The sequence below is a fragment of the Sphingomonas sp. 22176 genome (assembly GCF_052045505.1).
Taxonomy (GTDB): Bacteria; Pseudomonadota; Alphaproteobacteria; order Sphingomonadales; family Sphingomonadaceae; genus Sphingomonas.
Map to the genome: position 1 here is coordinate 370,261 of NZ_JBQEPL010000001.1, position 23,126 is coordinate 393,386.

Annotated in this window: 17 protein-coding genes; 8 read left to right on the forward strand and 9 right to left on the reverse strand. The window is 68.5% G+C overall.

The window, feature by feature from the left end; genetic code table 11:
• Positions 1-7: 7 nt before the first annotated feature.
• Together nusA and rimP are read right to left on the reverse strand one after the other, a co-directional pair.
• Positions 8-1,627 carry a transcription termination factor NusA gene (nusA, locus tag ACTJKY_RS01715; protein WP_440843773.1) on the reverse strand — a complete coding sequence of 540 codons (1,620 nt, stop codon included), beginning with the start codon at positions 1,625-1,627 and terminating at the stop codon, positions 8-10.
• Positions 1,628-1,633: 6 nt separating this feature from the next.
• Entirely contained in the window at positions 1,634-2,188 is a 555-nt protein-coding gene (gene rimP / locus ACTJKY_RS01720) for a ribosome maturation protein RimP (RefSeq protein WP_141987940.1), read from the reverse strand.
• Between the two features lie 219 nt (positions 2,189-2,407).
• Here rimP and ACTJKY_RS01725 point away from each other — a divergent pair, with 219 nt between their 5' ends.
• Complete coding sequence (locus ACTJKY_RS01725) at positions 2,408-3,688, forward strand: PQQ-dependent sugar dehydrogenase (protein WP_440843775.1); 1,281 nt, start codon at positions 2,408-2,410, stop codon at positions 3,686-3,688.
• A 156-nt stretch (positions 3,689-3,844) separates the two neighbouring features.
• Here ACTJKY_RS01725 and ACTJKY_RS01730 read toward each other — a convergent pair whose 3' ends face one another.
• Positions 3,845-4,222: a PaaI family thioesterase gene (locus tag ACTJKY_RS01730; RefSeq protein WP_440843776.1), complete on the reverse strand. Its 378-nt coding sequence runs from the start codon at positions 4,220-4,222 to the stop codon at positions 3,845-3,847.
• Complete coding sequence (locus tag ACTJKY_RS01735; RefSeq protein ID WP_294252915.1) at positions 4,219-4,671, reverse strand: PaaI family thioesterase; 453 nt, start codon at positions 4,669-4,671, stop codon at positions 4,219-4,221. Before ACTJKY_RS01735 ends, ACTJKY_RS01730 begins: the two co-directional genes overlap by 4 nt.
• Before the next feature lie 81 nt (positions 4,672-4,752).
• Between ACTJKY_RS01735 and ACTJKY_RS01740 the strand changes: the two genes are divergently transcribed.
• From ACTJKY_RS01740 to ACTJKY_RS01755, 4 genes are all read left to right on the forward strand, one after another.
• Complete coding sequence (locus ACTJKY_RS01740) at positions 4,753-5,529, forward strand: crotonase/enoyl-CoA hydratase family protein (protein WP_440843777.1); 777 nt, start codon at positions 4,753-4,755, stop codon at positions 5,527-5,529.
• Between the two features lie 65 nt (positions 5,530-5,594).
• On the forward strand, positions 5,595-6,788 hold the full coding sequence (locus ACTJKY_RS01745) for an acetyl-CoA C-acyltransferase (RefSeq protein WP_440843778.1): 1,194 nt from the start codon (positions 5,595-5,597) through the stop codon (positions 6,786-6,788).
• 70 nt (positions 6,789-6,858) lie between these two features.
• Entirely contained in the window at positions 6,859-7,929 is a 1,071-nt protein-coding gene (aroC, locus tag ACTJKY_RS01750) for a chorismate synthase (protein ID WP_440843779.1), read from the forward strand.
• A 124-nt stretch (positions 7,930-8,053) separates the two neighbouring features.
• Positions 8,054-8,380 carry a hypothetical protein gene (locus tag ACTJKY_RS01755; protein WP_440843781.1) on the forward strand — a complete coding sequence of 109 codons (327 nt, stop codon included), beginning with the start codon at positions 8,054-8,056 and terminating at the stop codon, positions 8,378-8,380.
• Between the two features lie 106 nt (positions 8,381-8,486).
• Here ACTJKY_RS01755 and ACTJKY_RS01760 read toward each other — a convergent pair whose 3' ends face one another.
• Both ACTJKY_RS01760 and ACTJKY_RS01765 read right to left on the reverse strand, forming a co-directional pair.
• Complete coding sequence (locus tag ACTJKY_RS01760; RefSeq protein ID WP_440843782.1) at positions 8,487-9,776, reverse strand: adenylosuccinate synthase; 1,290 nt, start codon at positions 9,774-9,776, stop codon at positions 8,487-8,489.
• A 142-nt stretch (positions 9,777-9,918) separates the two neighbouring features.
• Positions 9,919-13,299, reverse strand: coding sequence for a PAS domain-containing protein (locus ACTJKY_RS01765; protein WP_440843783.1), 3,381 nt, complete (start codon positions 13,297-13,299; stop codon positions 9,919-9,921).
• A gap of 106 nt (positions 13,300-13,405) precedes the next feature.
• On the opposite strand from ACTJKY_RS01765, the gene ACTJKY_RS01770 reads away from it, so the two are divergent.
• Entirely contained in the window at positions 13,406-14,413 is a 1,008-nt protein-coding gene (locus ACTJKY_RS01770) for a fumarylacetoacetate hydrolase family protein (protein ID WP_440843784.1), read from the forward strand.
• 42 nt (positions 14,414-14,455) lie between these two features.
• Here ACTJKY_RS01770 and ACTJKY_RS01775 read toward each other — a convergent pair whose 3' ends face one another.
• The 3 genes from ACTJKY_RS01775 to ACTJKY_RS01785 form a co-directional block, all read right to left on the reverse strand.
• Complete coding sequence (locus ACTJKY_RS01775) at positions 14,456-17,752, reverse strand: error-prone DNA polymerase (RefSeq protein ID WP_440843785.1); 3,297 nt, start codon at positions 17,750-17,752, stop codon at positions 14,456-14,458.
• Between the two features lie 5 nt (positions 17,753-17,757).
• Entirely contained in the window at positions 17,758-19,662 is a 1,905-nt protein-coding gene (locus tag ACTJKY_RS01780) for a DUF6504 family protein (protein WP_440843786.1), read from the reverse strand.
• A 211-nt stretch (positions 19,663-19,873) separates the two neighbouring features.
• The gene (locus ACTJKY_RS01785) at positions 19,874-20,587 is read right to left on the reverse strand and encodes an ImuA family protein (RefSeq protein WP_440845201.1); all 714 of its coding nucleotides are present in this window, start codon (positions 20,585-20,587) and stop codon (positions 19,874-19,876) included.
• 247 nt (positions 20,588-20,834) lie between these two features.
• Here ACTJKY_RS01785 and ACTJKY_RS01790 point away from each other — a divergent pair, with 247 nt between their 5' ends.
• Together ACTJKY_RS01790 and ACTJKY_RS01795 are read left to right on the forward strand one after the other, a co-directional pair.
• Positions 20,835-22,106: a 3-methyl-2-oxobutanoate dehydrogenase (2-methylpropanoyl-transferring) subunit alpha gene (locus tag ACTJKY_RS01790; protein ID WP_440843787.1), complete on the forward strand. Its 1,272-nt coding sequence runs from the start codon at positions 20,835-20,837 to the stop codon at positions 22,104-22,106.
• Positions 22,107-22,120: 14 nt separating this feature from the next.
• Positions 22,121-23,125, forward strand: coding sequence for an alpha-ketoacid dehydrogenase subunit beta (locus ACTJKY_RS01795; protein ID WP_440845202.1), 1,005 nt, complete (start codon positions 22,121-22,123; stop codon positions 23,123-23,125).
• Position 23,126 lies beyond the last annotated feature (1 nt).

Sequence of the window (23,126 nt, forward strand, 5' to 3'; positions counted from 1 at the left end):
GCGCGTATCATTGTTCGGAGTCCGCAATTGCGTCCTCCTCGCCTGCCTGCGCAGGTTCTTCATCGGCGAACCAATGGGCGCGGGCCGCCATGATGATCTCGTTGCCCTGTTCGTCGCTCAGGCCATACTCCGCGAGGATGCCGCCCTTGGGCTCCTTGCGCGGGGTGTCGTCGCCGCGGCGACGCGGTTCGGCCCGCTTCTTCTCGACCAGCTCGTCGGTCGCCAGATCGGCGAGGTCGTCGAGCGTCTTGATGCCCGCCTTGCCGAGCGTGACCAGCATCGCTTCGGTGAGGTACGGCATAGTGGTGAGGTCGTCGTCGACACCCAGCGCGCGACGCGCCTCGCGATTGGCTTCCTCGCGGCGCTCCAGCGCTTCCTGGGCGCGGTTCTGGAGTTCCTGCGCGAGGTCCTCGTCGAAGCCCTCGATGGTCGCCAGCTCCTCGATCTCGACATAGGCGACTTCTTCCAGCGCGCCGAAGCCTTCGGCGACCAGCAGCTGGGCCAGCGTCTCGTCGACGTCGAGCTCGTTCTGGAACATCTCCGAACGCTCGACGAATTCCTTCTGGCGCTTCTCGCTCGCATCCGCCTCGGTGAGGATGTCGATCGCCTTGCCGGTCAGCTGCGAGGCCAGGCGCACATTCTGGCCGCGACGGCCGATGGCGAGGCTCAGCTGATCGTCGGGGACGACCACTTCGATGCGATCCTCTTCCTCGTCGATCACGACGCGGCTGACATTGGCCGGCTGCAGCGCGTTGACGACGAAGGTGGCGGTGTCGGGCGACCAGGGGATGATGTCGATCTTCTCGCCCTGCATTTCCTGCACGACGGCCTGCACGCGGCTGCCCTTCATGCCGACGCAGGCGCCGACCGGATCGATCGAGCCGTCATGGCTGATCACGCCGATCTTGGCGCGGCTGCCCGGGTCGCGGGCGGCGGCCTTGATCTCGATGATGCCGTCGTAGATTTCGGGCACTTCCTGCGCGAACAGCTTCTTCATGAACTCGGGGTGCGCCCGGCTCAGGAAGATCTGCGGCCCGCGATTCTCGCGGCGGACGTTGAGCACCACCGAGCGGACGCGATCACCGACCCGCACCACTTCGCGCGGGATCTGCTGGTCGCGGCGGATCACGCCTTCGGCGCGGCCCAGGTCGACGACGACATGGCCGAACTCGACCCGCTTCACCACCCCGGTGATGATCTCGTTCACCCGGTCCTTGAACTCGTCATACTGGCGCTCGCGCTCGGCGTCGCGGACCTTCTGGAAGATGATCTGCTTCGAGGCCTGCGCCTGGATGCGGCCAAACTCGATCGGGGGCAGCGGATCGACGATGAAGTCCCCGACCTTCGCGCCCTTCTGGAGCTTCTCGGCGCCCTTCAGGTCGACCTGCTTGAAATAGTCGTCGACCTGCTCGACCACTTCGACGACGCGCCACAGGCGGAGATCGCCCGAGACCGGATCGAGCTTCGCGCGAATGTCGTTCTCGACGCCGTAGCGGTTCTTCGCGGCGCGCTGGATCGCGTCTTCCATCGCCTCGATGACGATGGCCTTGTCGATCAGCTTTTCCTTCGCGACCGAATCGGCGATCGCGAGCAGCTCGGCCTTGTTGGCAGAAATGGCGGTGGCCATCCGGGCTTATCCTTCTACTTCGATAATCTTGTCGGCGCCCTCGGCGGAGAGCGGCGCGGTGGCGGCGATCAGGCGATCGGTCATCGTCAGCTTGGCATCCTCGATCGCGGCGAACGGCAGCACATGGTGCGTCTCGTCCTGCGTCACGATCGTGATGGTGCCTGCGTCCGCATCGATGCCGGCGAGATCGCCCTTGAACTGCTTGCGCCCGTCGAGCTTCTCGGCGAGCGTGATGCGGGCCTCATGACCCTGCCAGTCGGCGAAATCCTGCAGCCGGGTGAGCGGCCGGTCGATGCCGGGCGAGCTGACTTCCAGGCGATAGGCATGGTCGATCGGATCGCGGCCCTCGGCTTCCAACCGGTCGAGCAGGTCCGAGATGCGTCGCGACAGATCGGCGCAATCGTCGATCGTCAGCTGGCGCGTATCCGGGCGTTCGGCCATGATCTGCAGCGTGGGATCGCTCTGGCCGCCGAACAGCTTCACGCGCACCAGGGCAAAGCCCAGCGCCTGCGCTTCGGTTTCGATCATCTTGGCCAGTTCGGCGAGATTCGCCACACACATCTCCGGTTGAAATCAAGCAGCTTCGGTGCCGGTGCCTGGTGGCGCCGACCTCGATCATGTTTGACGATGTCCGAGAAAGCATCCGCGATATACGCAATCGTATGGCACGGAGCAAGGGGGGCGCCTCGCACCTTGCATCTTTTCGCGGACGAAAGTCGTTGCAACACGTTGCAAAACCGGCTGCGTTCGTGGCCGAACCATCGCCGGAGAGGATTTCCCATGCCCCGATCGCTGCTGCTGATCCCCGTCTTGTTCGCCGCCGCCTGCTCGTCGCCCGGCTCCAATGCCCAGCAGCCGACCGGCACCCCCGCCACGCCGACACCGTTGCCGGTGCCGAGCGGCACCCCCGCCCCGCTGCCCGCCGGCGTGCCGTTCGCCGCGACGCGGGTCGCCGATTTCGATTCGCCCTTTGCGCTTGCCTTCCTGCCCGACGGCGCCGCGCTGGTGACCGAGAAGGCCGGGCAGCTGCAATATTGGGAGGTCAACCAGAAGGCGCAGGCGGTGAGCGGCGTGCCCAAGGTCGCCGCCGGCGGCCAGGGCGGCCTGCTCGACGTGGCACCCGCGCCGGACTTCGCCAGCAGCAACACGATCTACTTCACCTATTCGGAACCGCGCGCGAACGGCAGCGCATTGGCGCTCGCTCGCGCCAAGCTCACCCGCGGCAAGGCGATGGCGCCGCGACTCGACAATGTGGAGGTGCTGTTCCGCAGCGGCGCGGATGGCGACGGCGGCCAGTTCGGCGCGGTCATTGCCTTCGCGCCGGACGGCAAGTCGCTGTTCCTGTCCTCGGGCGAGCGCCAGCGCTTCACGCCCGCGCAGGACCCCAACCAGGCGATCGGCAAGATCCTGCACCTGACGCTCGACGGCAAGCCGGCCTCGGACAATCCGGATGCCGGCAAGGTCGGCGCGACCAGCGTGCAGGTCATCGATCCGCCCGAGGACACCGAAGCCGCCAAGACCGCCAAGGGCCATCCCTTCGCCTTCGACGGCCCTAACCCCGCCCCCGCTTCGATCTGGAGCAGCGGCCACCGCAATCCGTACGGCCTCGTCTTCGATGCCTCGGGCAATCTTTGGGAGCATGAGATGGGTCCCCAGGGCGGCGACGAACTCAACCTGATCGTCAAGGGCCGCAACTATGGCTGGCCCAACGTCTCGTTCGGCGAGAATTACAACAACAAGCCGATCCCCAAGCCCAAGGCGGGCGACGGCTATGAGCTGCCCAAGCTCTACTGGGTGCCCTCGATCTCGCCGTCGGGGCTGATCTATTACACCGGCAGCGAGTTCCCGCAGTGGAAGGGGTCGCTGCTGATGGGGGCGATGTCCGGCCAGGCACTGATCCGCATCGCGCTCGACGGCACCAATGCCCGCAAGGCAGACCAGTGGGACATGGGCATGCGCATCCGCGATGTCGCCCAGGGGCCGGACGGCTCGCTGTGGCTGCTGCAGGACGGCGCCAAGGGGGATGGCGGCTGGCTGATGCGGGTCAGCCCGAAGAAGTGAGGCCACGCCGATCCTCCCCTGCAAGGGGAGGTGGCAGGCCGCAGGCCTGACGGAGGGGTGTCGACGCTGGAAGGGCAGACTTCCATTGCGGCGGGGACACCCCTCCACCACCGCCTTCGGCGGCGGTCCCCCTCCCCTTGCAGGGGAGGATTTGCATTACCGCACGATCAGGAAGTTCATCCGCGCGGCGGCGATCGGCCGGTCTTCCTCGTCCTGCCACGCCACCGCGCTGACATTCGCCACCCGGTTGCCCAGCCGGGTCACCGTGCCCTTGGCGCGCGTCTCCTTCTCGCGACCGCCGCGCATGTAATCGACGGTGACGTTGACCGGCTTCACCTTAGCCCCGCCTTCCGCCGCCAGCGCCTGGAGCAGCGCACTGACTGCCGCCATCTCCAGCAGCCCGCCGATCGCGCCGCCGTGCAGGAAGCCCGGTCGCCCGACCACGTCGCCCGAGAAGGGCATCACCAGCACCGGCGCGTCCGCCCCCGGCTCGACCGTCAGCCCTAGCAACTCGGCATACGGAGGTAGCTTCACCAGTAACCCTCCGCTGCCATGAAGGTCCCCGCGACATGCGCCAGCGGATCGGCCGGATCACCGTCATGCGCCTGGCCGCGCACGAACGCGATCGAGCGGGTGAGCCGGTAGCACTCGCAGCGCCCGATCACCGTCTGGCCCGTGCGCGCAGGCCGCAGATAATCGATTCGCAGGTCGAGCGTCGCATGCGGCAGGAACTTGCCCACCTTGAGCCACACCGCGACGCTGCTCGCCATGTCCATCAGCGCGAGGATCGGCCCCGAGGCGAGCACGCCGGTTTCCTCCTGCCCCACCAGATCGGCGCGCCAGGGCAGTTCCAGCTCGGACCAGTCCTCGCCATGGTCGCGATGCGCCACGCCCAGGCGGCTGCCATGGTTGGGAAAGCGGAGCGCGAAGAAGGCGCGCGGATCGAACCGGGGCGGCGCCGCGGGATCGCTGGACTGGGACATACCGGCTTTTCTAGCGAGCGCATCTTGCCCGCGCAAATGCTTCGCCCCACTATCGCGACCAGCACGAGAGAGGATGACGGAATGAGCGAGCGCGTGACCTGGACGATCGAGCAGGGCGTGGCCGATGTGCGGCTCGCCCGACCGGACAAGATGAACGCGCTCGATCCCGCCATGTTCGACGGCATCCTGACCGCAATCGACACGCTCGGCAAAACACCCGGCCTGCGCGCCGTGGTGCTGTCCGGCGAGGGGCGCGCCTTCTGCGCCGGGCTCGACATGGCGAGCATGGCCAGCGCCGGCGCGGGCACCGATCTCGCCGCGCGCAGCCATGGGCTGGCCAACAGCTTCCAGCAGGTCGCCTGGGGCTGGCGGACGCTGCCGGTGCCGGTAATCGCGGCGGTCCACGGCGTGGCGTTCGGCGGCGGGCTGCAGATCGCGAGCGGCGCGGACATCCGGATCGCCGCGCCCGACGCGCGGCTGTCGGTGATGGAACTCAAATGGGGCATCGTGCCCGACATGGCCGGCTTCGTGCTCTGGCGCGACACAGTCCGCGACGACGTGCTGCGCGAACTCACCTACACCGCCCGCGAGTTTGACGCGGCCGAGGCGCAGAGCTTCGGTTTCGTCACCCGGCTGGCCGAGGACCCCCATGCCGAGGCGCTCGCGCTTGCCCGCACCATTGCCGGTCGCAGTCCGGACGCGATCCGCGCCGCCAAGCGGCTCGCCAACCAGGAGGGCGATGCTGCCGCGGTGCTGGTGGCGGAGAGCGTGGAGCAGGCGGCGCTGCTGCGCTCGCCCAACCAGATCGAGGCGGTGATGGCCAATATGCAGAAGCGCAGCCCTCAGTTCCGCGACTGAGGCGGTTGCAATCCGCCGCTTGATGGCGGAAGCGTACCCGAAACTCGAAACAACGAGAGGGTGCCATGCGCGAAGCCGCGATCGTCTCCACCGCCCGCACCGGCATCGGCAAGGCGGGCCGGGGCTATTTCAACGATACCGAAGCGCCGGTGCTCGCCGCGCATGTGATGAACGCGGCGGTGGAACGCGCCGGCATCGATCCCGCGCGGATCGACGATGTGTTCTACGGCATGGGCAACCCATGGGGCACGCAAGGCGCCAACATGGCGCGCATGGCGCTGTTCGCCGCGGGCATCCCCCACAGCGTGCCGGCGTTCAGCCTCGACCGGAAATGCGGATCGGGCCTCACCGCCATCGCACTCGCCGCCCGCTCGATCATGACCGACGAGATCGACGTGGCGCTGGCCGGCGGCATGGATTCGGTCAGCCTCACCATGGCCAACGCGCCGCGCTATGCGAACCGCTCGGTCACGGATCGGGTGCCCGCCGCCTATATCCCGATGATCGAGACTGCGGAGATCGTCGCCGAACGCTATGGCATTTCGCGGGAAGCGCAGGACGCCTTTGCCGCCACCAGCCAGCAGCGCGCCGCCGACGCGCTCACCCGCGGCGCCTTCGAGGCCGAGATCGCCCCCATCACCGTCACCAAGGCCGTGCTCGACAAGGCGGGCAATCGCACCGGCAGCGAGACCGTCACGGTCACCCAGGACGAAGGTATCCGCCCCGGCACCACCGCGGAGGTGCTCGCCGGCCTCAAGCCGGTATGGAAGGACGGCGCGTTCGTGGCCGAGGGGCGCCACGTCACCGCCGGCAATGCCAGCCAGCTCTCCGACGGGGCCGCCGCGCAGATCCTGATGGACCGCAAGACCGCCGAAGCGGAAGGCTGCGCGATCCTCGGCATCTATCGCGGCTTCCAGGTCGCGGGCTGCGAACCCGAGGAAATGGGGATCGGCCCCGTCTTCGCCGTGCCCAAGCTGCTCGCCCGCGCCGGCTTGAAGGTCGAGGATATCGGTCTTTGGGAGATCAACGAGGCGTTCGCCAGCCAGTGCCTCTATTGCCGCGACACGATGGGCATCGATCCGGAGAGGCTCAACGTCAGCGGCGGCGCGATCGCGATCGGCCATCCCTTCGGCATGACGGGCAGCCGGCTGGTCGGCCATGCGCTGATCGAGGGGCGTCGGCGCGGTGTGCGCTACGTCGTGGTCTCGATGTGCACGGCGGGCGGCATGGGCGCGGCAGGGTTGTTCGAGATCGTCTGAACGGGTTGCAGCCGCGCGCGACACCTGCGAAACGGCCCGCGGTTTCAACCCAGACGGAGGGCGTGCGCCGATGTCGTTCAACAGCTTCGGTCGCGTATTCCGCTTCACCACTTGGGGCGAGAGCCATGGTCCCGCGCTCGGCGCCGTGGTGGATGGCTGCCCGCCGGGGCTGACGCTCAGCGAGGGCGACCTCCAGCCCTTCCTCGATCGCCGCCGCCCCGGCCAGTCGCGCTTCACCACCCAGCGGCAGGAGCCGGACCAGGTCCGCATCCTTTCCGGCGTGTTCGAGGGCCGCACGACGGGCACGCCGATCGCGCTCCACATCGACAATGTCGACCAGCGCTCCAAGGACTATTCGGAGGTCGCCAAGGCCTATCGCCCGGGGCATGCCGACTATGCCTATGACCAGAAATACGGCTTCCGCGACTATCGCGGCGGCGGCCGTTCCTCGGCGCGCGAGACGGCAGCCCGCGTAGCAGCCGGTGCGGTCGCGCGGCTGGTGATCCCGGAGGTGACGATCACCGCCTGGGTCGAGGCGATCGGCGGCGACACGATCGACTATGCGAAGTTCGACGCAACCGAGATCGGCAACAACCCGTTCTTCTGCCCCGATCCAGACGCCGCACAGCGCTGGGAAGCCTTGGTTGACGCGGCGCGCAAGGACGGTTCCTCGCTCGGCGCCGTCGTGGCGTGCGAGGCGACCGGCGTGCCCGCCGGCTGGGGCGCACCGCTCTATGCCAAGCTCGACAGCGAACTGGCGGCGGCGTGCATGTCGATCAACGCGGTGAAGGGCTTCGAGATCGGCGACGGCTTTGCCGCGGCAGCGCTGCGCGGCGAAGAGAATGCCGATGCGATGCGCCCCGGCAATGATGGCGGCGTCGCCTTCCTCGCCAACCATGCCGGCGGCATCGCGGGCGGCATCGCCACGGGCCAGCCGGTGCGGATGCGCGTCGCGTTCAAGCCGACCAGCTCGATCCTGATCCCGGTCGAGACCGTCACCCGCGAGGGCGAAGCCAGCGAGATCCGTACCAAGGGTCGTCACGATCCCTGCGTCGGCATCCGCGGCGTACCCGTCGTCGAAGCAATGGTAGCGCTGGTGCTGGCAGACCAGAAATTGCTGCATCGGGCACAGGTCGGCTGACCTTCCGCTCGACTCGTCCCCGTCCTGTTGGTTTTAATCGATTAACTGAAATCAGCTGGTGAGACTTCCGGCGTACAGGATGGTTATTCTTCCGTTGGCATGAACAACAGAAGGATGCCGTGTAATGTACATCAAGACCATTCTCGCCGCCGCTTCGCTGATCGCAGCCCCGGCCGCATTTGCCCAGCAGACCACGCCGGGCCAGACGACGCCGGGTGGTTCGACCATGGACCAGAGCACCACGCCGGGCCAGACGACGACCTCGCCGACCGATCCGTCGATGAACCCGTCCACCACGACGACGCCGGGCGGCACCACGGGCGCCGGCACGACGAACAGCCCGGATTCGTCCACCACCACGACCTCGCCCACGGACCCGAGCGCAAGCACGACCGGCACCACCACGGGTGACCAGACCGGCGACAAGCCGAAGCGCAAGCGTCCGCGCTAAATTGCGCTGACGAGCGTAGCTCGGCGCGGGGTCTTTCCCCCTTTCAGCCCCTCGCCTTGAGCAACGAAGCGCCCGGCCCTCCCCCCGAGGACCGGGCGCTTTCGCGTCAGTCGGCGAAGGGGTCGCGAACGAGGATCGTGTCCTCGCGCTCCGGGCTGGTCGAGACCAGCGCGACCGGGCACTGAATCAGCTCTTCCACGCGGCGGATGTACTTGATGGCCTGCGCCGGCAGTTCGGCCCAGCTGCGCGCGCCAAAGGTGGATTCGGACCAGCCTTCCATCGTCTCGTAGATCGGCTCCACCGCCGCCTGGTCGGGGGCGCTGGCGGGATAATAGTCGAGCACCTCGCCGTTCAGGCGATAGCCGGTGCAGACCTGGATTTCGTCGAACCCGTCCAGTACGTCGAGCTTGGTCAGCGCGATGCCGGTGATGCCCGAGACCGCAACCGACTGGCGCAGCAGCACCGCATCGAGCCAGCCGCAGCGGCGCTTGCGGCCGGTGACGGTGCCGAACTCATGGCCGCGCGTGCCGAGCCGCTCGCCCACGTCATTGTCCAGCTCGCTCGGGAACGGGCCCGATCCGACGCGGGTGGTATAGGCCTTGGCGATGCCGAGCACGAAGCCCACGGCACCCGGGCCCATGCCGCTGCCGCTCGCCGCGGTGCCCGATACGGTGTTGGACGAGGTGACGAACGGATAGGTGCCATGGTCGATGTCGAGCAGCACGCCTTGCGCGCCTTCGAACAGGATGCGACGGCCGCGCGAGCGCGCCTCGTTGAGCATCTTCCACACCGGCTGGACGAAGGGCAGCACGAAGCCGGCGATGCCGCGCAGTTCCTCGAGCAGGCCTTCCCGATCGATCGGCGGCTGGCCGAAGCCGGCGCGCAGCGCATCGTGGTGCGCCGCCAGGCGATCGACCTGCGGCCCGATCGCATCGAGATTGGCGAGATCACACACCCGGATGGCGCGGCGGCCGACCTTGTCCTCATAGGCCGGGCCGATGCCGCGGCGGGTGGTACCGATCTTGCCGGCGCCGCTGGCGTCTTCGCGCAGCGCGTCGAGATCGCGGTGGAAGGGCAGGATCAGCGGGCAGGTATCGGCGATCTTGAGGGTATCCGGAGTCACGTCGACGCCCTGGTCGCGCAGCTTCTCGACTTCGGCCTTGAGCGCCCAGGGATCGAGCACCACGCCATTGCCGATCACGCTGGGCGTGCCGCGGACGATGCCCGAGGGCAGCAGCGAGAGCTTGTAGACCTTCTCGCCGATCACCAGCGTGTGGCCGGCATTGTGCCCGCCCTGGAAGCGGACGACCACGTCGGCGCGCTCGGCGAGCCAGTCGACGATCTTGCCCTTGCCTTCGTCGCCCCACTGAGCGCCGATCACTGCCACATTTGCCATGAATACACGTCCTCCGCCTGCCGGGCGGACCCTGGCCGCCCTTCGACAGGACTCGGCGGCAGGGACTGGTCAACCGGACGCGTCGCCCGAAGCCGCGGCGCGAATGGCGAACCCGGCCGGTAAGGTCAAGCCTTTCCTGCCGTCACCCGTCCAGCGCGGCGCGGATCGCGGTGGCCAGCGCGGCGATGTCGAACGGCTTGGGCAGGATGTTTTCGTCGCTGCTCGCCATCGGCGCATCCGGCGCATAGCCGCTGGTGAGCAATACCTTCAGCGCGGGCATCCGCTCGCGTACCCGGATCGCCAGCTCGCGGCCACTCATCTCGGGCATCACCACGTCGCTGAACAGCAACGAGACCTTCTGCCCGCGTTCGAGCAGCCGCAGCGCCTCGATCCCGTCACGGGCGAAGACCACGCCGTAGCCGAGCTCGCGCAGCGCCTCGACCGAATAGGTGCGGACCCGATCCTCGTCCTCCACGACGAGGATCACTTCGCTAAGGTTGCCGCGGGGCAGTTCGCGCTCGATGCTGCTCGCGGCAGGAGTCGGCACCGCCTCCGGTTGCGCCGGCAGCAGCACCCGCACGCAGGTGCCCTGCCCCGGTTCGCTCTCGATCGTGACATGGCCGCCCGACTGGCGGACGAATCCGAACACCTGGCTGAGCCCCAGCCCGGTACCCTTGCCGACACCCTTGGTGGTGAAGAACGGATCGAAGGCCCGCGCCGCGATCTCGGCCGGCATGCCCACACCCGAATCGCGGATACGGATCTCGACGAAATCGCCCGCAGCGATTTCGCAGCGGACGGCCTCGTCGGCGTCGATTGCCACCTGCTCGGTCTCGATCGTCAGCGTGCCACCCTCGGGCATCGCATCGCGGCCGTTCACGGCCAGGTTGAGCACGACGTTCTCGAGCTGGTTGCGATCCGCCACCACCGGATCCAGCCGGCGGGCAAACTGGGTCTCGATCACCACGCTCTCGCCCAGCGTGCGCACCAGCAGCTCGATCATGCCGCCCAGCATGTCGTTCACGTCGAGTGCGGTCGGCGCGAGCGGCTGGCGGCGCGAAAAGGCGAGCAGCCGCTGGGTGAGCGCGGCGGCGCGGCTCGCTCCGTCGCGCGCGGCGATCAGATAGCGGTCGATATCGGTGCGCCCTTGGGCGACGCGGCGCTCCATCAAATCGAGCGCGCCGATCACCACCGCGAGCATGTTGTTGAAGTCATGCGCGATACCGCCGGTCAGCTGGCCCACCGCCTCCATCTTCTGCGCCTGGCGGAGCTGCGCTTCGGCCGCCATCAGCCGCTCGGTCCGCTCGCGCACGGCGGCTTCCAGCTCCTCGCGCGAGCGGGCGAGCACTTCGCGCGCATCGACGATGTCCTGGATGTCGGTGCTGGTGCCAAACCAGCGGACGATGCGGCCGGTCTCGTCGAGCAGCGGCTGCGCGCGGCCGAGCGCCCAGCGATAGATGCCACTATGATGCCGCATGCGATATTCGATCCGGTAGAGCTCGCCGGTGCGGACGCTATGCTCCCAAACCGCCGCCGCGCGCCGCTGGTCGCCGGGGTGGAGCACCCGGCCCCAGGCGTGGCCGTCGGTGCTCCCGCGCTCGACGCCGGTATAATCGTACCAGCGGTCGTTGTAGAAATCGACGCCCCCTTCGGCATCGGCGGACCAGACCATGTGATCGATCGAATTGGTGATCGCGCGGAACTGTGCCTCGCTTTCGCGCAGCGCCAGCACCGCATCGGCGCGCTCGACCGAATCCCAGGTGGTTTCGACCACCATCTCGACGAAGGCGATCTCCTCGGGCAGCCATGTCCGCGGCCCCGCGCCATTGGCATAGAAGGTGGCCACCCACTGCCCGCCGCGCAGCAACGGCACGCCGATCGCCGAGGGTGACAGCTTGCTAAGTTCGGTATGAGGAAATTCCGTGCGGCTGTCGTCGAAGGTGACGGTGCGGCCCTGGCGGTAGCGCTCGACCAGCGGCGCGACCGCATCCAGCCGCCATTGGCCGGCGAACTTCGGCAGGCTGCCGTCGGTCCAGCACGGTCCCAGATGGATCACCTCGCCGGTGACCCGGTAGAAGCCGACGCGGGCGAGCCCCAGCTTCGCGCCGAGTTCGGCGGCGGTCAGTTCCATGATCGCATCGGGGGTGTCGAGCGCGCGCTGGCGTTCGGCGAGTCCGTGCAGAAAGGATTGCGACTCGGTGGCGGAACGCAGCTCCTCGGCCGCCTCCTGCGCGGCTTCCTCGGCCAGCTTGCGATCGGTGATGTCGAAGCTGACGCCGGGGAAACGCACCGGCCGCCCCTCGGCATCGAACGTGCAGCGTCCCTGGGTGAGCAGCCAGCGCACCTCTCCATCGGGGCGGACCACGCGGAACTCGAGCTTCAGCGGCGCGCGATCAGCAATCGATTGGCGCACTTCCAGCGCAATGCGGAGGCGATCATCCGGGTGGAGGAGATTGAGCACCGTATCGAACGCACCGCCGTTCGCGACCCGCTCGGGATCGATGCCGAAGAGCGCGGCGAAGCGCTCGTCGCCGGTCACCCGGCCGCTTTCCGCCGTCCAGTCCCAGGTGCCGATCCCGGTCGAGGCGTTGAGCGCGAGTTGCAGCCGCTCCTCGCTCCGCCGCAGCGCCTCTTCGGCCACCGCCCGCTCGGTGATGTCGGCGGCGGAAATGAAGATGCCCGTACAGGCGCCGAGCGAGTCCTTGATCGGCTGGAACGCGAAATCGAGCACGCGGCGTTCGGGCGCAGTATCCGATCGACGCTGCAACAGCACGTCGCGACCGAGCGCCCGATAGGGCGCCCCGCTGCGATACACCTGGTCGAGCACCTCGACATAGCCCTGCTCGATCACCTCGGGCAGCGCCTCCGCGACCGAGCGCCCCACCACTGCTTCACGACCGACCAGTTCGAGATAGGCCGGATTGGCAAGAACGAAGCGATGTTCCGGGCCGTCCAGCAGCGCCACCGCACCGGGCGCCTGCTCGAAATAGTCGCGCAGCCGCTCGATTTCGGCCTGCTTGGCGCGCTCGGCAAGCACCACCCGCGTCGTCTCGTTGCCCTGGTTGAGGATGCCAAGCACGCGCCCTTCGGCATCGCGGATCGGCGTGAAGCTGTAGTTCCACCAGGTGTCGCGCGGCACGCCGTCCCGCGCCATACGCAGCAGCTGGTCGTAGACCGCGAAGCCGCGGCCGGTGGCGACCACCTCTTCCATCTGCGGCCTGATCACGTCCCAGATTTCGGCCCATACCTCGCCACCGGCACGCCCCAGCGCCCAGGGATGGCGATCGGCCGCGATCGGCGCCCAGGCATCGTTGTAGAGCAGCCGGAAGTCAGGGCCCCAGTAGAGCGCCTTGGGAAAGCGCGAGGCCAGCATCATGTCGACGGTGAAGCGCAGCGGCTCGCACCAGGTCTCCGGCGGGCCAAAGGGGTGACCGGCCCAATCGAACGACCGGATTCGTTCGGCCATGTCGCCACCATGGTCCAGAAAGCGAAGCGGCGCGGCCATGTGCAATTCGTTGATCATGGCCCAGCCCGAAGTCAATGCGACTGGGCAAAATACGTAGCAACGGGTTACGGTTCCGTGTTCCGCGAGGTTGCACTAAAGCGACCGCCGAAGGAGATGGTGTCAAATGAAACTAGCCAGCCTCAAGCAGGGCCGCGACGGCACGCTCGTCGTCGTTTCGAACGATCTCGCCTGGTGCGCGGATGCCAGCCACATCGCCCCGACGCTGCAGGCAGCGCTCGACGATTGGGAGCGGGTGGAAGGCGATCTGCGCAACCTCGCCACCGACCTCGAGCATGAGACCATCCCGATGATGCGCTTTCACGAGCGCCAGGCATCGGCCCCGCTGCCCCGGGCGTATCAATGGGCGGACGGCTCGGCCTATGTGAACCATGTCGCGCTGGTGCGGCAGGCGCGCGGTGCCGAGCTGCCCGAGAGCTTCTGGCAGGATCCGTTGATGTACCAAGGGGGATCCGACGGGTTCCTGGGCCCGCGCGATTCGATTCCGCTCAAGGACGAGAGCTGGGGCTGCGACCTCGAGGCCGAAGTGGTGGTGGTCACCGGCGACGTGCCGCTGGGTGCGAGCCGCGAGGAAGCACTGGCGGCGGTACGACTGGTGGGGCTCACCAACGACGTCAGCTTGCGCAACCTGATCCCCGGCGAACTCGCCAAGGGCTTCGGCTTCTTCCAGTCCAAGCCGGCCAGCGCCTTCTCGCCGGTGTTCGTGACGCCGGACGCACTGGGCGACTGGTGGCAGGTCGGCAAGCTCCACCGCACGCTGATGGTCGACCTCAACGGCAAGCCCTTCGGCCGGGTCGATGCGGGCGAGGACATGACCTTCGACTTCGGCACGCTGATCGCGCATGCGGCGAAGACCCGCGCGCTGGGTGCGGGCACGATCGTCGGATCGGGCACCGTGTCCAACCGCGACGCCGATGGCGGCCCCGGCAAGCCGATCGGCGAAGGGGGCAAGGGCTATTGCTGCCTGGCCGAGGTGCGCACCGTCGAGACGATCCTGCGTGGGAGCGCCGAGACCCCGTTCCTCAAGGCCGGCGACACGATCCGGATCTGGGCGGAGGACGACAAGCACCATCCGATCTTCGGCACGATCGAGCAGACGGTGGTGGTGGGCTGATCTGCGCGCGCGCGGCGTTCAGCGAGGACGCCGCGCCCGCCGTCAGTGGAAATCGTGCGACTTGATGGGGATGATGTCCTCGCGCCGCGACGGCCAGCTCTCGGGCGTGCGCTGCTTCGGATAAGCGTGGGCGGGGTCGGTGGCACGGGTGACCTTGCTATCCCGCGAATCGATCGTGCCGCCATGCGTCGCGCCGTCGCCCGGCATCGTCATCCGCGGCAGGTCGATTGCGCCGACGCTGCGCAGCAGTTCGGTCAGGTCGGTAATCGTCTCGGCGATCAGGTGCAGCACCTCGCCCTCGCGCTGGAGACGGCCGCGCACCGCGATCATCGGCGCGGCGAGGATGATCGGGCGATAGAGCGCGAAGCGCGCCGGCCAGACGATCGCATTGGCGATGCCGGTCTCGTCCTCCAGCGTCAGGAAGATGCTCTTGGCGCTGCCCGGCTTCTGGCGGACGAGCACGATGCCCGCCACCTCCACCCGCGTGCCGTCCTTGAGCGTCTTGAGGTCGCCGCAGGGCCGGATGCGGCGCGCGGCGAGCGTGCCGCGGAGGAAATGGAGCGGGTGCGCGCGCAGGCTCAGCTGGGTGGCGCGGTAGTCCTCGACCACTTCACGCCCCGCGGTGAGGGGCGCGAGCGTCACCGCCGGCTCGGCGGCCTGGATCGGCCCCTCGATCCCGGCGAACAGCGGCAGCGGTGCCTGATCGAGCGCCTTGATCGCCCAGAGCGCCTGGCGGCGATCCTGCCCGAGGGCGCGGAAGCCATCGGCGCGCGCGAGCTTCTCCAGCGCGGCGGGAGAGACACGGGCACGGCGCCAGACGTCCTCGATCGAGGTGAAGCGCCGCTCGGCACGCGCGGCGAGGATCGCGTCCGCATCGCGCGCCGACAGCCCCTGCACGACGCGCATGCCGAGACGTAGAGGCAATAATTTTTCCCCGGCGTGGGAAGAGGAAGATGCCAGCACCCGCGTATCCCAGTCGCTGTCGTTGACGCACACCGCGCGCACCTCGACGCCGTGCTCGCGGGCATCGCGGACGATCTGCGCCGGGGCATAAAATCCCATCGGCTGGGCGTTGAGCAGCGCCGCGCAGAAGATGTCCGGGTGGTGGCACTTCATCCAGCTCGACGCATAGGCGATCTTGGCGAAGCTGGCCGCGTGGCTCTCGGGAAAGCCGTAGCTGCCGAAGCCCTCGATCTGCTTGAAGGTGCGCTCGGCGAAGTCCTGGGTATAGCCCTTCTTGAGCATCCCGCTGATCATCTTCTCCTTGAAATGGGTGACGCCGCCGGTCGACTTGAACGTCGCCATCGCGCGGCGCAGCGCATCGGCCTCGGCGGGCTCGAACCCCGCGCCGACGATGGCCACCTTCATCGCCTGTTCCTGGAACAGCGGCACGCCGAAGGTCTTGTCGAGCACGTCCTTCAGCTCGTCGCTCGGATATTCGACCTTCTCCTTGCCCTCGCGCCGGCGCAGATAGGGGTGGACCATGTCGCCCTGAATCGGTCCCGGCCGCACGATCGCGACCTGGATGACGAGATCGTAGAACACCTTGGGCTTCAGCCGCGGCAGCATCGACATCTGCGCCCGGCTCTCGATCTGGAAGGTGCCGAGCGTGTCGGCCTTCTGGATCATCGCGAAGGTGGCGGGATCATCCTCCTGCATCGCATCCGACGCCAGGGTAAGCTTCACCCCCTTGTGCTGCTCGAGCAGATCGAACGCGCGCCGCATGCAGCCGAGCATGCCGAGCCCGAGAATGTCGACCTTCATCAGGCCGAGCGTCTCGATATCGTCCTTCTCCCATTCGATCACGCGCCGGTCGACCATCGCCGCGGGCTCGATCGGCACGATCTCGTCCAGGTTCGCCTGGGCCAGCACGAAGCCGCCGGGATGCTGCGAGCGGTGGCGCGGGGTGCCGATCAGCTGGCGGGCGAGGTCGAGCGTCAGCGCCAGCCGCGGCTCGCTGGCATCGAGGTTGAGCGCGGCGGCATCGGCCTCGCTCACGCCCTCGTTCGACCAGCCCCACACCTGCCCCGCCAGTCCGGCGGTCACGTCCTCGGACAGCCCCAGCGCCTTCCCCACCTCGCGCACCGCCCCCCTGGTACGATAGCGGCTGACCACCGCGGTGAGTGCTGCATGGCGCGCGCCATAGGTCTCGTAGATCCACTGGATCACTTCCTCGCGCCGCTCATGCTCGAAATCGACATCGATATCGGGGGGCTCGTTGCGATCCTCCGAGAGGAAGCGTTCGAACAGCAGCTTGTGATAGACCGGGTCGATCGAGGTGACGCCGAGCAGGAAGCAGATCAGCGAATTGGCCGCGCTCCCCCGCCCCTGGCACAGGATCTCCTGCGCGCGGGCGAAGCGGACGATCGAATGGACGGTGAGGAAATAGGGCGCGTAGCCGAACTTCTCGACCAGCCGCAGCTCCTTCTCCAGCAGTTCGGCATAAGCGGACGGCGGCCCTGCCGGGAACTTGGCCGCGAGCACGTCGCGGGCGAGCTTGGCCAGCGCCTCCTGCGGGCTGCGGTCCGACATCACCACTTCGTCCGGATAGCGATAGAGCGTGCCGAGTTCGCGCGGATTGAAGGCGCAGCGCTCGACCACGGCCTCCACCGCCTGCAGCGCCTCGGGCCAGGCGGCAAAGCGGCGCGCCATTTCGTGCGGCGGCTTGAGGTGCCGGTCGGCGCTGCGGGCGCGGCGGAAACCGAGATCGTCGACCGTGGTGGTGTGGCGGATCGCGGTCATCACGTCGTGCAGCATCCGCCGGTCGGGATGATGGTAGAGCACGTCGCCGGTAGCGAGCGGGGTCAGGCCATGCGCGGCGGCAGCCTCTGCCAGCCCATGCAGCCGCACCGCCTCCTGCGGGCGGCGATGGCGGGTGAGCGCGACATGGCCGCGATCCCCGAACACATCCGCCATCCAGCGCAGTGCCGCCGGGTCGCCACTATCTGCCATGCCGGGCACCAGCGCGGCGACGAGGCCGTCGGCATGGCCCGCGACATCCTCCCAGTGGAGGAAGCACTGCCCCTTCTCGCCATGCTGCGCATCCGCCCGCGCCTTGCCGATGCTGAGCAGCCGGGTGAGCCGCGACCATGCGGCGAGATCCTCCGGCCAGACCAGCACGCCGCTGCCATCGGTCAGGTCCAGCCCGCAGCCGGTGACCAGCCGCACGCCGGTCTCTTCCGCCGCGACCAGCCCGCGGACGATTCCGCCGACGCTGTTGTGATCGGTGATGCCGAGCGCGGGCATGCCGTACGCCGCCGCGGCCTCGAACAGCTCGGAGGGGGCAGAGGCGCCGCGCAGGAAGGAATAATGGCTGGTGACCTGGAGTTCGCTGTACATGGGCGTTACCCGAACAGGCCGTGGAGGTACCAGCTGAGATCGCCGGTCACTTGGCGCTCGCCGTCGCCCTGGCGGAACAGCCAGTAGCGGCGGCCGCGCTCATCCTCGACGCGGAAATAGTCGCGCGTGGCGTGCGTCTCGGCGGCGCGCTTCCACCATTCGCCATGGATGCGCTCGGGCCCGTCGGCGCGGACCACTTCGTGCCGCTCGCCCCGCCAGGTGAAGCGACGCGGCGGCTGGTCGGGGAGGGCCGCGACGACATGGTCGAGCCGCTCGGGCCGGCGGAGCAGGCGGATCGGGCGCGGCCAGTCGGGATGCCAGGGCGGCAGCGGGGCGCCCCGATCCAGTTGGCGGACATCGTCGGCCTTCATCGGCGGCGCCTCGCGCTCGGGCGGGTCGAGCGGCGGGAGTGCGGCGGCCGAGCGTTCGGGCACGTCGCTTTCTACGGCCCGCATCCGCCACAGCCGCGCCATGCCGATCCGCGTCGCCAGCGTGTCGATCAGCGGGGCGAGATCGGGCACTGTCTCGGCATCCAGCCGCTCGTCGACCGGCAGCGCGCCCAGGGGTTCGCTGCGCAGCAAATGCAGCGTCATCGCGTCGAGGCCATAGCCGGGCTCGATCTGGTCGATCCGGCTGGCGAGCAGGCGAAGCAGATGCGCCGGATCGCGGCTGGCGCGGGCAAGGCCGATGCCGATCCGCTGGGGTACGCCGTCCACCCGGTCGGCGACCAGCCCGATGCGGCGCGCGCCCTGCCCCGCTTCCGCCAGTGCTTCGGCGAGGCGATGGACAAGGTCGCCCAGCCAGTGGGCGATCGCCTCGGGGGTGGCGATCGGCTCGGCGAAACGCTGGGTGACAGCGATCGGCTCGGGCGGGGTGACCGGGGTGACCGGTTCCGGAATACGGCCCAGCGCCTGGTCGAGCCGCGCGGCGATGACGGTACCGAAACGGCGGACCAGCGGCGCGCGGGGGAGCGCCGCGAGCTGGCCGATGCTGTCGACGCCGAGCCGGTGGAGCAGGTCGAGCGCGTCATTCTCCAGCCGCAGCGCCTCGACGGGCAAGGGCGCGAGCCAGGCGGCATGCTCGCCGGGCGGGCAAAGGAGCAGCGTCTCGGGGCGGAAGCGTGCGAACGCCCAGGCGGCACCGGGAGTGTCGGCGACGGCGATCTTCGCGGCAAAGCCCAGCCGGGCGAGCAGCGCGTGCAACCGGCGCAGCATCCGCACCTCGCCGCCATGGAGATGCGCGACGCCGGTCAGGTCGAGGAACAGCAGGTCGTCGCCGGCAAGGGTAACGCTGGGCGACCAGCGGCGGGCGAGGCTGTGCGCCAGCCGTTCGAGATCGGCGCGGTCGCCTTCCGGGTCGGCGGGGTCGACGCGCAGCTCGGGCACCAGCGCGCGGGCCTGGGTGAGCGCCATGCCGATGCGGATGCCCGCGGCGAACGCTGCAGGACAGGCGGCGGCGACTTCGCTGCGGCTGCCGGTGCGGCGGGAGAGGACGCGAGGGGTATCCGCCCGCCTCTCTTCATCCCGGCGAAAGCCGGGGTCCATTGCCTTCTCCGCTGGAGAAGAAGCCGAATCCGCCAGCCGAATGGATCCCGGCTTTCGCCGGGATGACGGCTGGGGAAGCGGTGCCGGCGCAGCCGCACGCGCCACCAGCGGCAGCCGCACCGCGCCGCCCGCCATCGCGCCGCCTTCGTCGGGGCGCATCCGCTTGAAGGCATGGTCCGCCGCCTCGCTGCGCCGGCCGAGCTCGCGCATCGGCGGCCGCTGGTGCGGCGGAAGTGCGGCGATGGCGGCGTCGCGCGCGGCCCGCGCCCAGCGCGCGCCCGGCCGCCAGCCGCCGCCGCGCTGGACGGAACAGGCGGCTTCCTGCTCGGCGGCGGCGAGCGCTTGTGCCTGGGCGAGCCCCTCCAAGTCTTCGCTCCCCTCCCGCTCGCGGGAGGGGATGGGGGAGGGACTGACGTGGAGAGGATGTACTATACTGAGATCAGCCCCTCCCCCGTCCCCCCCCGCAAGCGGAAGGGGAGCGCAGGTGGTAGCGGAATCCGCCATCTTACCGTCAGCACATCCCGTAGGCGGGAGGGAGACAGGAGCAGCCTCGTCCTTGGCGTGCGCCCAGCCCCGCTCAGGCGGCGGCAGCGCGTGTCGCTCGGCCCGCCGCACGCGGTCGAGCGACCAGTGGGGCAGGAAGAGCGCAGCGACCCGTTGCATCGCAGGCCTCCACCAAGAGTTGGAACGATTCCCCCCCACGTTGCCGCGCCAGCGACAGCTCCCAGCGCGGCCGCCCGACGCCCTCTACCGGCAGCGGCGCCGAGGGCGCGCAGCCGATCCGCCAGCGCGTCACCGCGGCGGACGGTGCGCCCAGCGGATCGCTCCCCTCGCGGGCATGGCGCTTGAGCAGCAGGGCGATCGTGCGCCCCCCCTCGGCCACCAGCTGCAGCCGCCGCGTCGCCGGCATGGCGAGCCGCTTCACTTCGCCGATCACCGCACCGAGCCCGCGATGGCGCAGCCCTTCCTCCATGATCGCGAGCAGTTCGTCGTCGTCCCGCGCCTCGACATAGATGACGCGCTTGGGATCGAGCCCGACCTGCGCGAGGCCAGGCGCGAACAGGTCGCGCCGCCGCACCACCCACAGCACCGGCCCCCAGCAGCGCGCGGCGATCCCACCGATGAAGGTGGTGGCGGCGCAATCGTCGGTCAGGTCCGGCGTGGCGCCCGCAATCTCGTGCAGCGCATCGAGCCGCAGACCCCCGTCGGCCAGCTTCGAATCGAGCCGCTCCAGCCCGAACGGCAGTACCGGGCGCCGACGGAACCCGGTGCCGTCGAGTGCGCTGAGCATTGCGCGCAACTGGTCGAGAGTGGCAGGATCGGGCACGGCGACTCGCTCGGGGGTTGATGAAGGTCCGACTCGTTCGTTCCTATTTTGTTCTAATTGGCGTGCGAGTCAATCGGGCTCGCTGTCCCAAATTTTTAGGCCAGCCCTGCTGTCCCATCTCGACAGACGCGTTGAAATTTTATAACAGCCTTGCGCAATTCGAGTTCGTGCGTTGTCCGTGACGACACGGGCCGTATCTGATGGAGAGACCATGACGGTGGACGCCCCGCGCGCCAACCTGCCGCCGCTATCGCTGCATGTGCCCGAGCCGCGCTTTCGCCCCGGCGACGAGGCCGATTTCAGCGATCTTGTCGTGCCCCCCGCCGGCGCCGCGCGCCGCCCGGACACCGCCGAACCGGCCGATCGATTCCACGAACTCGCCTATGGCCTGGTCCGCGTCCTCGACGACGCCGGCAACGCCGTCGGCCCCTGGGATCCTCGGCTCGACGCGGAGGCCAAGCGCAAAATGCTGCGCAGCATGGCGCTCACCCGCGCGTTCGACGAGCGCATGTTCCGCGCCCAGCGCCAGGGCAAGACCAGCTTCTACATGAAGTCGACCGGCGAGGAGGCGGTGTCCGTCTCGGCCGCGCTGGCGATGGCCGGCGACGACATGTGCTTCCCCAGCTATCGCCAGCAGGGCATCCTCATCACCCGCGGCTATCCGCTGGTCGAGATGATGAACCAGATCTACTCGAACCGAGGCGATCCGCTGCAGGGCCGGCAGCTGCCGATCATGTATTCGTCGAAGGAAACCGGCTTCTTCTCGATCTCCGGCAACCTCGCCACCCAATATCCGCAGGCGGTGGGCTGGGCGATGGCGAGCGCGGCGCGCGGCGACACCCGCATCGCCGCCACCTGGTGCGGCGAGGGCTCGACCGCGGAAGGCGACTTCCACTCGGCGCTGACCTTCGCGACCGTTTACCGCGCGCCGGTGATCTTCAACGTCGTCAACAACCAATGGGCGATCTCGAGCTTTTCGGGCTTTGCCGGTGCCGAGGCGACCACCTTCGCGGCGCGCGCGATCGGCTATGGCATCGCCGGACTGCGGGTCGACGGCAATGATGCGCTGGCAATCTATGCCGCCACCCAATGGGCGGCCGAGCGCGCGCGGACCAACCAGGGACCGACGCTGATCGAGCATTTCACTTATCGCGCCGAGGGCCACTCCACCTCCGACGATCCCAGCGCCTACCGCTCGGCCGGCGAGCCCAATGCCTGGCCGCTCGGCGATCCGATCCGACGGCTGAAGGACCATCTGATCGGCCTCGGCGAATGGGACGAGGAACGCCATGCGGCGATGGACCTCGAACTCGCCGAGACGGTGAAGCGCGCGCAGAAGGAAGCCGAGAAGAACGGCATCCTCGGCCATGGCATGCACCAGCCGTTCGAGACGATGTTCGAGGGCGTGTTCGAGACCATCCCCTGGCACCTGAAGGAACAGAGCGACCAGATGATCGCCGAGCGCAAGGCGGCAGGCATATGAGCGACACCCCCCGCATGAACATGATCCAGGCGATCAACTCCGCCATGGACGTGATGATGGAGCGCGACGACCAGGTCGTCGTGATGGGCGAGGATGTCGGCTATTTCGGCGGCGTGTTCCGCGCAACCGCCGGGCTACAGGCCAAATATGGCAAGACCCGCGCCTTCGACACGCCGATCACCGAGATTGGCATCATCGGCGTGGCGATCGGCATGGGCGCCTATGGCCTGCGCCCCGTGCCCGAGATCCAGTTCGCCGATTACATCTACCCGGCGCTCGACCAGCTGGTCTCCGAGGCGGCGCGGCTGCGCTATCGCTCGAACGGCGACTTCACCGCGCCGATCACGGTGCGCTCGCCCTATGGCGGCGGCATCTTCGGCGGCCAGACGCACAGCCAGTCGCCCGAGGGCATCTTCACCCATGTCTCGGGCATCAAGACGGTGATCCCGTCGACCCCCTATGATGCCAAGGGCCTGCTGATCGCCGCGATCGAGGACAACGACCCCGTCCTCTTCCTCGAGCCCAAGCGCATCTATAACGGCCCGTTCGACGGCCATTATGATCGCCCGGCCAAGAACTGGACCGCGCATCCCGCGAGCGAAGTGCCCGAGGGCTATTACCGCGTCGAACTCGGCAAGGCCGCCACGGTCCGCGAAGGCGAGGCGGTGACGATCCTCTGCTACGGCACGATGGTCCACGTTGTCGCCGCGACGATCGAGGAACTGGGTGTCGATGCCGAAATCATCGACCTGCGCACGCTGGTGCCGCTCGACATCGAAGCGATCGAGGCCTCGGTCAAGAAGACCGGCCGCTGCATGATCGTTCATGAGGCGACGCGCACCTCCGGCTTTGGTGCGGAATTGTCGGCGCTGGTGCAGGAGCGCTGCTTCTACCATCTCGAAGCGCCGATCGCCCGCGTGACCGGCTTCGACACGCCTTATCCCCACAGCCTCGAATGGGCCTATTTCCCGGGTCCGGTGCGGATCCGCGAGGCACTCAACAAACTCCTCAAGGACTGAC

Bases quoted from the DNA above. Each gene is read 5' to 3' on its own strand.
- ACTJKY_RS01785 (WP_440845201.1), bottom strand. From the start codon at position 20,587: ATGCTCAGCGCACTCGACGGCACCGGGTTCCGTCGGCGCCCGGTACTG.
- ACTJKY_RS01795 (WP_440845202.1), top strand. From the start codon at position 22,121: ATGAACATGATCCAGGCGATCAACTCCGCCATGGACGTGATGATGGAG.
- ACTJKY_RS01770 (WP_440843784.1), top strand. From the start codon at position 13,406: ATGAAACTAGCCAGCCTCAAGCAGGGCCGCGACGGCACGCTCGTCGTC.
- ACTJKY_RS01740 (WP_440843777.1), top strand. From the start codon at position 4,753: ATGAGCGAGCGCGTGACCTGGACGATCGAGCAGGGCGTGGCCGATGTG.
- ACTJKY_RS01765 (WP_440843783.1), bottom strand. From the start codon at position 13,299: ATGATCAACGAATTGCACATGGCCGCGCCGCTTCGCTTTCTGGACCAT.
- ACTJKY_RS01725 (WP_440843775.1), top strand. From the start codon at position 2,408: ATGCCCCGATCGCTGCTGCTGATCCCCGTCTTGTTCGCCGCCGCCTGC.
- ACTJKY_RS01745 (WP_440843778.1), top strand. From the start codon at position 5,595: ATGCGCGAAGCCGCGATCGTCTCCACCGCCCGCACCGGCATCGGCAAG.
- ACTJKY_RS01735 (WP_294252915.1), bottom strand. From the start codon at position 4,671: ATGTCCCAGTCCAGCGATCCCGCGGCGCCGCCCCGGTTCGATCCGCGC.
- rimP (WP_141987940.1), bottom strand. From the start codon at position 2,188: ATGTGTGTGGCGAATCTCGCCGAACTGGCCAAGATGATCGAAACCGAA.
- ACTJKY_RS01790 (WP_440843787.1), top strand. From the start codon at position 20,835: ATGACGGTGGACGCCCCGCGCGCCAACCTGCCGCCGCTATCGCTGCAT.
- nusA (WP_440843773.1), bottom strand. From the start codon at position 1,627: ATGGCCACCGCCATTTCTGCCAACAAGGCCGAGCTGCTCGCGATCGCC.
- ACTJKY_RS01775 (WP_440843785.1), bottom strand. From the start codon at position 17,752: ATGTACAGCGAACTCCAGGTCACCAGCCATTATTCCTTCCTGCGCGGC.
- aroC (WP_440843779.1), top strand. From the start codon at position 6,859: ATGTCGTTCAACAGCTTCGGTCGCGTATTCCGCTTCACCACTTGGGGC.
- ACTJKY_RS01760 (WP_440843782.1), bottom strand. From the start codon at position 9,776: ATGGCAAATGTGGCAGTGATCGGCGCTCAGTGGGGCGACGAAGGCAAG.
- ACTJKY_RS01755 (WP_440843781.1), top strand. From the start codon at position 8,054: ATGTACATCAAGACCATTCTCGCCGCCGCTTCGCTGATCGCAGCCCCG.